This window comes from Sphingobium sp. TomTYG75 (assembly GCF_054771635.1).
The window spans coordinates 2235577-2245796 of the sequence record NZ_BSRE01000001.1; the positions used below are offsets into that span (position 1 = coordinate 2235577).

11 protein-coding genes are annotated in these 10220 nt (G+C 61.7%); 9 read left to right on the forward strand and 2 right to left on the reverse strand.

The features are described from left to right. Positions 1–4: 4 nt before the first annotated feature. Genes ACYU81_RS11410 through ACYU81_RS11420 form a run of 3 tightly spaced genes read left to right on the forward strand, consistent with a single transcriptional unit; the run spans position 5 to position 2693 of the window. The gene (locus ACYU81_RS11410) at positions 5–784 is read left to right on the forward strand and encodes a type III pantothenate kinase (protein ID WP_460987703.1); all 780 of its coding nucleotides are present in this window, start codon (positions 5–7) and stop codon (positions 782–784) included. Next, positions 784–2421: a ribonuclease J gene (locus ACYU81_RS11415; protein WP_460987704.1), complete on the forward strand. Its 1638-nt coding sequence runs from the start codon at positions 784–786 to the stop codon at positions 2419–2421. Before ACYU81_RS11410 ends, ACYU81_RS11415 begins: the two co-directional genes overlap by 1 nt. An 11-nt stretch (positions 2422–2432) precedes the next feature. Next, on the forward strand, positions 2433–2693 hold the full coding sequence (locus ACYU81_RS11420) for a DUF1467 family protein (RefSeq protein ID WP_460987705.1): 261 nt from the start codon (positions 2433–2435) through the stop codon (positions 2691–2693). A gap of 114 nt (positions 2694–2807) precedes the next feature. On the opposite strand, the gene ACYU81_RS11425 is transcribed toward ACYU81_RS11420, so the two are convergent. Beyond that, a complete protein-coding gene (locus ACYU81_RS11425; RefSeq protein WP_460987706.1) occupies positions 2808–3461 on the reverse strand; it encodes a response regulator in 654 nt (217 codons plus the stop codon). Then, a complete protein-coding gene (locus ACYU81_RS11430; RefSeq protein ID WP_460987707.1) occupies positions 3461–5170 on the reverse strand; it encodes a sensor histidine kinase in 1710 nt (569 codons plus the stop codon). Before ACYU81_RS11430 ends, ACYU81_RS11425 begins: the two co-directional genes overlap by 1 nt. A 131-nt stretch (positions 5171–5301) precedes the next feature. Between ACYU81_RS11430 and recO the strand changes: the two genes are divergently transcribed. From recO to ACYU81_RS11460, 6 genes are all read left to right on the forward strand, one after another. After that, positions 5302–6036, forward strand: a complete 735-nt coding sequence (gene recO, locus ACYU81_RS11435; protein WP_460987708.1) for a DNA repair protein RecO — start codon at positions 5302–5304, stop codon at positions 6034–6036. Between the two features lie 52 nt (positions 6037–6088). Then, positions 6089–7135, forward strand: a complete 1047-nt coding sequence (gene leuB, locus ACYU81_RS11440; protein WP_460987709.1) for a 3-isopropylmalate dehydrogenase — start codon at positions 6089–6091, stop codon at positions 7133–7135. 10 nt (positions 7136–7145) lie between these two features. Then, positions 7146–8354 carry an O-succinylhomoserine sulfhydrylase gene (gene metZ / locus ACYU81_RS11445; RefSeq protein WP_460987710.1) on the forward strand — a complete coding sequence of 403 codons (1209 nt, stop codon included), beginning with the start codon at positions 7146–7148 and terminating at the stop codon, positions 8352–8354. A gap of 33 nt (positions 8355–8387) precedes the next feature. Then, the gene (gene apaG, locus ACYU81_RS11450) at positions 8388–8786 is read left to right on the forward strand and encodes a Co2+/Mg2+ efflux protein ApaG (RefSeq protein ID WP_449471576.1); all 399 of its coding nucleotides are present in this window, start codon (positions 8388–8390) and stop codon (positions 8784–8786) included. After that, positions 8783–9574: a LysR family transcriptional regulator gene (locus tag ACYU81_RS11455; protein WP_460987711.1), complete on the forward strand. Its 792-nt coding sequence runs from the start codon at positions 8783–8785 to the stop codon at positions 9572–9574. Before apaG ends, ACYU81_RS11455 begins: the two co-directional genes overlap by 4 nt. 65 nt (positions 9575–9639) lie before the next feature. After that, on the forward strand, positions 9640–10197 hold the full coding sequence (locus tag ACYU81_RS11460) for a tetratricopeptide repeat protein (RefSeq protein WP_460987712.1): 558 nt from the start codon (positions 9640–9642) through the stop codon (positions 10195–10197). Positions 10198–10220: the final 23 nt, after the last annotated feature.

Consider the following 10220-nt stretch of genomic DNA (forward strand, 5'->3'; position numbering starts at 1 on the left):
GGCCATGCTTCTCGCGATCGACGCGGGCAATACCAATGTGGTTTTCGCACTGCTTGACGGGCGGGAAATTCGCGCGCGTTGGCGGATCGCGACCGACCCGCGACGGACGGCGGATGAATATGCCGTGTGGCTGAACCAGTTGCTGATGCTGGAAGGCTATGCCCTTGCGGATGTCGATGCGGTCATCATCGCCACCGTTGTTCCACGCGCGCTGCATAATCTTCAGGTGCTGGCGGAGAAATATTTCAAGACGGCCGCGCTGGTCGCGGGGCAGGCGCCGGTCGAATGGGGCATTGAACTGGACGTGGCGGAGCCCGCTTCCGTGGGAGCCGACCGGGTTGTAAACGCCATCGCCGCCCATCATTTGTACGAAGGCGATTTGATCGTCATCGATTTTGGAACCGCGACTACCTTCGACGTCATCGATTATCAGGGGACTTACAAGGGCGGCATCATTGTGCCGGGGATCAACCTGTCGCTCGATGCATTGGTCGCGGCCGCTGCCAAGCTTCCGAAAATTGCCATCGCGCCACCGGAGAACCGATCGGTTATCGGTCGTACGACGGAAGCGCAGATGCATATCGGCGTTTTCTGGGGCTATGTCGCGATGATGGAGGGGCTGGTTGCCCGAACGCGGGCGGAGATTGGCCGCCCGGCCAAAGTGATTTCAACAGGGGGCCTGGCTGTCCTGTTTGATGAGAATAGTGAAATTTTCGATGCGATCGCGCCGGACCTGACCATTTTGGGTCTCGCGCTGTTGCACGAACGGAGTTTGAAGAACTGATGATACCTAAAGACGAGCTGCTCTTCCTGGCCCTTGGCGGGTCGGGAGAGATTGGCATGAACGTCAATCTATATGGTTGCCAGGGCAAGTGGGTGATGGTCGATCTTGGCCTGACCTTCGCCGACCCGGCTTATCCCGGCGTTGATCTGGTGCTGCCCGATCTGTCCTTCATCGAGGAGCGGCGCGACGACCTGCTCGGCATCGTGCTCACCCATGGGCATGAAGATCATATCGGGGCCATCCCCTATCTGGCAGCTGACCTTGGCGTGCCGCTTTATGCGACGCCCTTCACGGCGGGCCTTATCAGGCTGAAGCTGGAGGAAGAGGGGCTGACCAAAGAGGTCAAGCTGAATGTCATCGACAATGAAGGCAGCTTTGCACTGGGGCCGTTCGGGTTCCGCTATGTGCCGCTGGCGCATTCGATCCCCGAGGGCAATGCCGTGCTGATCGACACGCCTTATGGACGTGTTTTCCACACGGGCGATTGGAAGATCGATGAGAAGCCATTGCTGGGCCAGCCTTCGACGCCGGAGGAGCTGACCGCGATCGGCGATGAAGGCGTGCTGGCGCTCGTGTGCGACAGTACGAATGTATTCAATTCCGAGGCGAGCGGCTCCGAAGCTGATGTGCGCGAAGGGCTGATGCAGACGATCACCGGCGCGAAGGGGCGGGTGCTGGTTACTACTTTCGCTTCCAATGCGGCGCGTTTGCAGACGCTCGGCGAAGTGGCGAATGCAGTCGGACGCAAGCTGTGCGTGGCCGGGCGATCGCTGGACCGGATCATCTCGACCGCTAAGGCAGCAGGATATCTCAAGGATTTCCCGCCGACGGTCGATTGGGATGACGCGATGGCGCTCCCCCGCAACGAGGTGATGATCATCGCCACGGGCGGGCAGGGTGAAGCGCGTGCGGCCTTGTCTCGCGTTGCTTTCGACAGTCATCCGATCAAGCTGGACACCGGGGACTTGGTGGTTTTCTCGTCCAAGCAGATACCGGGTAATGAGATCGCGATTGGGCGTATTCAAAATGCTTTGGCGACCAAGGGCGTGCTGATGGTGACGGATCGCCAAGCTGAGGTCCATGTTTCGGGCCACCCGGGGCGACCCGAACTTGAAGCCATGTATCGCTGGGTCCGGCCGCAGATTTTGCTGCCCGTCCATGGCGAGCGGCGGCACATGGCGGAGCAGGCGCGGCTTGGTCTGACAAGTGGCGTCCCCAGCGCCATCGTGCAGTCCAATGGTGATATGTTGAGGCTGGCGCCCAATGGTCCCGAGATCATCGGGCATGAGGCCACGGGGCGGCTCGTTCTGGATGGCGATGTGATCCTGCCTGCGGACGGTTCCACGATGAACGAGCGCCGCAAGGTCGCGCTGCATGGGCAGATCAGCGTGGCGGTGGCGCTGGACCGTAAGGGCAAGCTGATGGGTGAGCCCGCGTTGCGTACCCAAGGCGTGCCGGTGGAAGAGGATAAGACAGCGTTCTTGGCGGAGGCGGCTGACGAGGCGGCGCAGGCTGTGTCGAAGGGGCCGCTAGAGGAAGAGGCGTTGCGCGAGCGGGTACGGCTGGCGGTGCGGCGGACGGCCACGCGCTGGACAGGTAAGAAGCCGGTGGTGGACGTCCTGCTCATTCGCGCCTAAGGCTCCGCATCATGAACTGGTACGCAATCCTGGCTATTTATGTGCTGTTCTGGGTGATCAGCGCGTTCATCGTTCTGCCTTTCGGCATCCGGACGCCCGACGAAACGGGTGAGGTGATGCTGAAAGGACAGGCTGACAGCGCGCCCAGCAACTTCCGGCCAGGTGTCGTTGCGTTACGTGCGACGGTCCTGTCGGCGCTATTGTTCGGGCTATATTATGCCAATTATGTCGAGGGCTGGGTCACGCTGGAGCGGCTGACGTATCCTTCGTGATGGCCGTAAGATAGCGTTGGTGCAGAGACCGTCGCGAGCTTTGGCAAGCGCAGTCCGAACGGATGAGTTGTCCGGACAGCTCACTTGATGCTCTGGTGGCGGTAGCTGACCGGTTCAGTGCAGGCCGACCGCCGGTATAGCGCTGTCCATCGACAACATCATGATGATCAGCTCCGACCGGGATTTGATGCCGAGCTTCTGAAAGATGCTGTGCAGGTGCACCTTGACCGTTCCTTCGGTCAGGCCGCACCGCGCGGCGATTTCGCGATTGCGGAGGCCGGCCCGGATAAGTCCGGCGATCTCCATTTCCCTGTCGGTCAGGCTGGAAAGCGCGTTGTTGTCGTTGGGCGGGGCCGAGATGCTGTGCACAAGGGCCTGTTCCATCACGGCGGGCGCAATGCTTTTGTTGCCGCCCAGAACCTGCGTGATGCAGGAGAGCAGTTCATTGGGATCGCTGTCCTTCAACACCACGCCATCCACGCCGAGCTTAATCGCCTCCAGCGTCTGATCAGGGCGGATGTGGACGGTCATGAAGATCACGGGAACATTGCTACCGCTGTCGCGGATGGCAGACAGGATCGCGAGGCCGCCACCGTCCTTCATGCTCACATCCAGGACCAGCAGGTCCGGCTGATCATCCTGAAGGCGGGAGATGGCTTCACTGACAGAACGCGCGCAGAAGACGACGTCATGCCCGTGCGAACTCAGAAACTGCGCCATGCCATCCAGGAAGATGGGGTGGTCGTCGACTATCGCAATCTGAGCCATCATATTGGGGACCTCGGCAAGGATGAAGGTAATCTAATCGAAATTAATGAATTCATGCTTAAGTTGTGGAAATAGGCGGTCCCGCCGATCTTGCCCAACCGTTTCATGATGGACTGCGATTGCAGTTCGAAGTCGCCAGTATAGCTTTGCTGCTCGATCCCCCGGTCGCCCGGATTGTCCTTGAGCGCGATCATTATCTCATCATCGGCCTGAGCAAGTGAGACGGTAATATGCTGGGCGGCGGCGTGCTTTACGGCGTTGGCGGTAGCCTCCCGGAGTAGGAACTCCACTTCCGCTGCCGTTTCAGATGTGACCATCATGGGATGGTCTACCGGGTTCAGCCGACACTCAATTCCCCATTGCAGGGCAATGAAGCGGCAGCAGCTTTCGACATCGCGGACCAGATCGACATCGTCCGGGCTGTTCCCGGTCACATTGAGCAGGCGGCGCAGATGAGCCTGTTCGGCGGTGACGAGTTCTTCCATCGCATGTAATTCGGCCAGGTGATGCGGGGCATCGATAGCGGCAAGCCCATGTTGCGCGGTCACAAGGCGAACGCGAAGGGCGGCAAGGGTCTGAAGAACGCTGTCGTGCAGATCGCGGCTGAGCGCGAGCCGTGCTTCGGCAAAGGTTCGATCGCGCCAGGCGAGCAGGAAAAAATGCCTTTCCAGGAAGAGCTCTAGCCCCTCTTGGATGCGGAGCGCGCGGAGCAGGGCGGCAGGGGACCAGCCATGGCGCGTGCCGACGAAAATTCGGCCGCGCAGCTCACCGGCCTGAACCTGAAAGCTCAAACCCTGCCCTGCGCCCAGCAGGTCGGATATCGCTTCCGTCAGGTGAGAAGCCTTTTCATTGCGCGTGATGCCGAGGCGGTTGCGCAGCAACAGGCGGCTCGATTGACCGGAATAGAGAAAGGGCGCTTCCGGCGGTGCGATGCCCAGCAATGCTTCGACCTGGGGCTGCGGCAGGCTGATGGCATGGACGCCGTCGCCATTGATAAGCTCGCAGTTGATGGGGCCATCGTCCATCTGCCAGACGAGAGCGCAATAGCGGGCCGCCATCAGTTCCGATATCTGCTCCACCACGAAGCGCGGAAGAGATTTTTGGAAAGACAGCCCGACGGCCTGCAATCGTTCCGACCAATCGATGAGCCGCCTTTCCAGGATCGACATGCTGAGCATCGCCGCGGCGATGGTGCAGCCGATGATCACCGTGATCCCATCGATCGCCCGGTCCACCTCCGCCACATGGCGTTCGGCGGCCCACGTTTCGTAGGAACCCCGTGCCAGGAAAGCGAGAACCAGGCAAAGGGCAAGGACGATTATCGAGCCGCGGCCAAAGCGCTCCGACGCCGACCAGGCAACGAAAAACAGGCACGCGAGGGCTGCGATCTGCAAAGGCTGGCATAGGGCGATCACCGTCAGGAAGATGATCGCGTCGAGGATCAGTGACAGGGGCCGGAGCAGCAAGCCAAGCGGCGGCGCCAGCATATGCTGCACAATGCCGAACACGGTCCAGAGCCAGACGCCGCCGTGGAAAACTGTGATGGTGCGCGCGAAGTCAGGTTCGTTGTTGAACATCGCGCCGATCTGCCACGTGGCGGCAACGGCAAAGGCGACGCGGGATACTGCAAAACCCAGCGTCGGCGATCGACCCAACCAGAGCACCAGGCGATCCATCGCGGAAGATGACGCCTTGGGCATATTCAACATGGTGGCTTGTCCCCCGACTCCCACAAGGATGTTTCACCACAGGCAGGCAATAGAAACAACCTATATCGACCCCGGCATCTGGCGCGCGCCCAGCAGTGGCGCCAAGGGCTCGGCACGGTTAAGGATGACGCATGGCGGTGCTGATCACTCCTGCCCTGGTTTGCGGGGTCCGTTCCCATGGTGAACATGGAGCCATTGCGCGCCTTCTGACGCCGGATCACGGACTGTTGGCGGGCTATGTGCGTGGAGGCCGATCTCGCGCCTTGCGGCCGGTGCTGCTGCCGGGAAATAGCGTGAAGGCGGAGTTCCGGGCTCGGACCGAAGAGCAGCTTGCCGGGCTGACCGTCGAAATGGAGCATAGCCGCGCACCTTTGCTATCCGAGCCCTTGCCTGCCGCGGCGATCGACTGGGTCTGCGCGCTGACGGCGGCGGCTCTGCCGGAAGGGACGCCATATCCGACGCTCTATCAGGCTTTGGATGGCGTGCTGGGCGCGATCGACGCGGCGCCCGCCGCGCGGGGATGGGCGGCGGCGCTGGTGCGCTACGAACTGTTGTTGTTGGCAGAACTGGGCTTTGGCCTCGATTTTGGCCGGTGCGCAGCGACAGGTGGTGCCGAAGATCTGGCCTTCGTAAGCCCGCGCAGCGCGGCGGCGGTCAGCAGGGCGGGCGCTGCGGGATATGAGAGTAGGTTGCTGCCGCTGCCGTCTTTTCTGCTGGAGGGAGGCAGCGGCGATTGGCCCGGCATATTGGACGGATTACGGCTGACCGGCTTCTTTCTGGAACGGTCGGTGCTGACCGATTGGAGGGCTGACACGCTGGCCGCGCGCGAAAGGCTGGTCGACAGGTTGAAAAGAGCGGTTGCGTGAGGCGCGGCGGCTTCATAAGGGGCGGCCACGACATTGAAGGAGTTTTCGCGCCATGTTGATCGCCCTGTTCCCCGGAGATGGTATCGGCCCAGAGATCATTGCGCAGGCACGGCGCGTGCTCGACGCCTTGGCGATTGATGGCCTGACCTATGAGGAAGGGCTGGTTGGCGGCGCTGCTTACAAGGCCGTGGGCCACCCGTTGCCGCCCGAGACGCTGGATATCGCACGCCGCGCGGACGCCATCCTGTTTGGCGCGGTCGGCGATCCCGATTGCGACTCGCTGGAGCGGCATTTGCGGCCCGAGCAGGCGATCCTTGGCCTGCGTAAGGCGCTGGGGCTGTTTTCGAACCTGCGGCCCGCGAAGGTCTTTCCGGAACTGGCGGACGCGTCTGCCCTGAAGAAGGAGGTGGCGAGCGCCATCGACCTGTTGATCGTGCGCGAAACCAATGGCGACGTCTATTTCGGTGAAAAGGGCATGCGCAAGACCGCGAACGGCTTGCGCGAAGGCTATGACGTCATGTCCTATAATGAAGAGGAGGTGCGCAAGATCGCGCATCAGGGCTTCCAGGCTGCGCGCGCAGGCCGGGGCAAGCTCTGCTCGGTGGACAAGGCCAATGTTCTGGAAACCAGCCAGCTGTGGCGTGACGTGATGATCGAGGTTTCGGCTGAATATCCCGACGTTGCCCTGTCTCACATGTATGTCGATAATGCCGCGATGCAGCTGGTGCGCGATCCGGGCCAATTCGATGTGATCGTTACGGGCAACATGTTCGGCGATATCCTGTCGGATCAGGCGAGCATGTGCGTCGGATCGATCGGCATGCTGGCATCAGCGACCCTCAACGACAGCAAGCAGGGCCTGTACGAGCCGATCCATGGGTCCGCTCCCGACATCGCCGGGCAGGGCAAGGCCAATCCGCTGGCAACGGTCCTGTCGGCGGGGATGATGCTGCGCTACTCGCTGGGCATGCCGGAACAGGCTGACCGGATCGAGGCTGCGGTTGCCAAGGCGCTTGCCAATGGCGCGCGCAGCCCCGACCTTGGCGGAAGCATGACTACGGTCGAGATGGGCGACGCGGTGCTGGCGGCTCTGAAGTAAGGAAGAAGCGATGAAGCGCAGGAGCGGGCAGGACCCGGCGATCACCAAGAATTGGCGACCCGCTACGCTTGCGGTGCGGGGCGGCAGCGCGCGCAGCGAATGGGGCGAAACGTCCGAAGCGCTGTTTCTGACCAGCGGCTATTGCTACGATCGCGCCGAAGACGCTGCGGCGCGCTTCGCGGGCGAGCAGCAGGGCATGACCTACAGCCGCCTGCAAAACCCGACTGTCGAGATGCTGGAAAAGCGCATCGCGCTGCTGGAAGGCGCCGAAGCGTGCCGTGCGACCGCCACCGGCATGGCGGCGATGACGGCGGCACTTCTGTGTCAGTTGTCGGCGGGCGACCATGTGGTGGCTGGCAAGGCGCTGTTCGGGTCATGCCGCTGGCTGACGGACACGCTGCTGCCCAAGTTCGGGATAGAGACGACCACCGTCGATGCGACCGACAATGCTGCCTGGGAAGCGGCTGTGCGGCCCAATACGAAGGTTTTCTTCTTCGAAACGCCCGCCAACCCCACGATGGATGTCGTGGACCTGGAGGCGGTGTGCGGCATCGCGAAGAAGCATGGCATCGTCAGCGTGGTCGACAATGCTTTCGCGACGCCAGCGCTTCAGCGACCGATGGAATTCGGGGCGGATGTGGTCGCCTATAGCGCGACCAAGATGATGGACGGGCAAGGCCGTGTCCTGGCCGGTGCGATCTGTGGCACCGAAGATTTCATCATCAACACGCTGCTGCCGTTCCACCGCAACACCGGACCGACGCTGAGCGCGTTCAACGCCTGGGTGGTGCTGAAGGGGTTGGAGACGCTGGACCTGCGCATCCGCCGCCAGAGCGAGAACGCCCTTAAGGTAGCGAAGTTTCTGGAGGGCCGGGTAGCGAAGGTCCTTTATCCGGGGCTGGAAAGCCATCCGCAATATGCTCTGGCCGCAAAGCAGATGGAGATGGCAGGGCCTATCTTCTCGCTCTATGTCGGTGGCGGACGGAAAGAGGCCCATGGCTTGCTGAACGGGCTGGAGTTGGTCGATATCAGCAATAATATCGGCGATTCCCGGTCGCTGATGACCCATCCCGCTTCGACGACGCATTTCGGCATGGCCGAAGAGGCGCGGCTGGAGGTTGGCATCACCGAGGATATGCTGCGCCTGAATGTCGGCCTTGAAGATGCGGATGATGTGATCGAGGATCTTGATCGCGCTCTGAAGTCGATAGGCCGTTGACGAAAGCAGGGGGAAAGGCGCATTTCTTTTAACGTGAACGCGCTCTTTCCCTTTCATGCGACCACACGTGATATCAACGTGCATGTTGCCGTTACGTTCCTGCCGGAACAGTCAGAGCCTGACCGGGGGCGCTGGTTCTGGGCCTACCATATCCGTATCGAAAATAGCGGGGATCAGCCCGTGCAGTTGCTGACGCGCCACTGGGTGATCACTGATGGGCGTGGCGTACAGCATCGGGTGGATGGCGATGGCGTCGTGGGCGAGCAGCCGGTGGTGCAACCGGGGAAAAGCTATGACTATGTTTCGGGTTGCCCCCTCAACACGCCGACAGGATCGATGCGCGGGCATTATCATATGATCGGCGCCAGCGGGGAGACGTTCGACATCGCTATCCCTCATTTCGCGCTCGTAGCTCCGGCGATTGCCGAATGAAGCGTACGCATTTGCCGTTGAACGGTCTACGCGTGCTGGATGCGGCTGCGCGGCATTTGTCATTCACCCGGGCGGCCGATGAACTGGCGGTGACCCCGGCAGCCGTTGGCCAGCAGATACGGGCGCTGGAGGACTTGCTGGGCGTTGTCCTGTTCCGCCGGACGCCGAAAGGTCTGGAACTGACCCCGGAAACCGAAGCGGGCCTTGAAGCCTTGCGCGCGGGCTTTCTGGAGTTTGAAGAAGCCGTGCGAGCGATGCAGGCGGGACAATCCAGTTCTTCGCTGACCATTGCCGCCCCACGCGATGTCACGGCGAAGTGGCTACAACCGAGGCTGGCCAGCTATGCGGCGAACCAGCCCGACCTCAGATTCGCGTTGGTAGCGGCGGACGAGACGCTGGATTTCACGGAGGCTAATCTGGACCTCGCATTGCGGCTGGCCGACGGGCCAGGCGAACATGAAGGGGTGAAGCTGGGCGAGGCGAGTTTCGTTACGGTCGAAGCGGCTGGGGGAAGTCCGGCGCATCGCGTCGATTGGCCGGGCTGTCCCACGGCAAGCGAACCGGCGGCGATCCGGGTTGCTGACGCCGGGCTCGCCATCGAAGCCGCGATCAACGGCTTTGGACGAGCAACCGTGCCGCTGCTGCTCGCACAGGCCGATATCGAGGCGGGTAGGGTGCGGCAAGTGGGGGAGCCGGAGGGGTCTACGCTGGCCTATTGGTTGATCGCGCCGCTGCCTCAATGGCGGCAGAAGAAGGTGAAGGCGCTGATCGAGGCGCTTCTCTCCTGAACCGAGGCTTTCGCTTCCGGCCTTTTGCTGGGGCGAGACCGTCGTGCGCATCGAGGAGTAGGAGGATGACCTTTCGCGGCTTCAACCATAGCGGGCGAGCATGTGCGCTGCTGCTGCTTTGCCTGGCGCCTCCCGCATGGGGGCAAGCACCCTATGTTGCCGATGTTACCGAGGCGCGAGAGAAGCAATGGCGATCATTGGTGGCGGAAGCGCAGACCGCTTACACAGGCGGACGACTGTCTGAAGGCACAGAACCCGCGCGCAAGGCGCTGGCGCTGGCTGATGAACTGTTCGGTGCTGATGATCCGCGTACGCTGATTTCCGCAAATGATCTGGCTCTATTGCTGGAAGGAATGGGCTATCATCGCGAGGCTGAACAATTGCTCCGCCGAGTATTCGACAGCTATTTGCGCACGCGGGGCGAAGATGACCCCAATTGCCAGATGGCGCTGGAAAACCTGATCGATTTCTATCTGGCGCGCAAACGGACGGACGCGGCTGGGCCGTTGGTGGGCTATGCGTTGGATCTTTTTCGCCGGACAACAGGCACCGCCAGCCAGCGCACGCAGCGCATGGAAAAAATAGCGGCGCAAATGCCAAGCCTGATCCAGTTATTCCGGTGAACTGACGATCGCGTTTCCGCCTC

Excerpts from the sequence above, each read along its gene's own strand:
- ACYU81_RS11410 (WP_460987703.1), top strand. The coding sequence starts at position 5 with ATGCTTCTCGCGATCGACGCGGGCAATACCAATGTGGTTTTCGCACTG.
- ACYU81_RS11415 (WP_460987704.1), top strand. The coding sequence starts at position 784 with ATGATACCTAAAGACGAGCTGCTCTTCCTGGCCCTTGGCGGGTCGGGA.
- ACYU81_RS11420 (WP_460987705.1), top strand. The coding sequence starts at position 2,433 with ATGAACTGGTACGCAATCCTGGCTATTTATGTGCTGTTCTGGGTGATC.
- ACYU81_RS11425 (WP_460987706.1), bottom strand. The coding sequence starts at position 3,461 with ATGGCTCAGATTGCGATAGTCGACGACCACCCCATCTTCCTGGATGGC.
- ACYU81_RS11430 (WP_460987707.1), bottom strand. The coding sequence starts at position 5,170 with ATGTTGAATATGCCCAAGGCGTCATCTTCCGCGATGGATCGCCTGGTG.
- recO (WP_460987708.1), top strand. The coding sequence starts at position 5,302 with ATGGCGGTGCTGATCACTCCTGCCCTGGTTTGCGGGGTCCGTTCCCAT.
- leuB (WP_460987709.1), top strand. The coding sequence starts at position 6,089 with ATGTTGATCGCCCTGTTCCCCGGAGATGGTATCGGCCCAGAGATCATT.
- metZ (WP_460987710.1), top strand. The coding sequence starts at position 7,146 with ATGAAGCGCAGGAGCGGGCAGGACCCGGCGATCACCAAGAATTGGCGA.
- ACYU81_RS11455 (WP_460987711.1), top strand. The coding sequence starts at position 8,783 with ATGAAGCGTACGCATTTGCCGTTGAACGGTCTACGCGTGCTGGATGCG.
- ACYU81_RS11460 (WP_460987712.1), top strand. The coding sequence starts at position 9,640 with ATGACCTTTCGCGGCTTCAACCATAGCGGGCGAGCATGTGCGCTGCTG.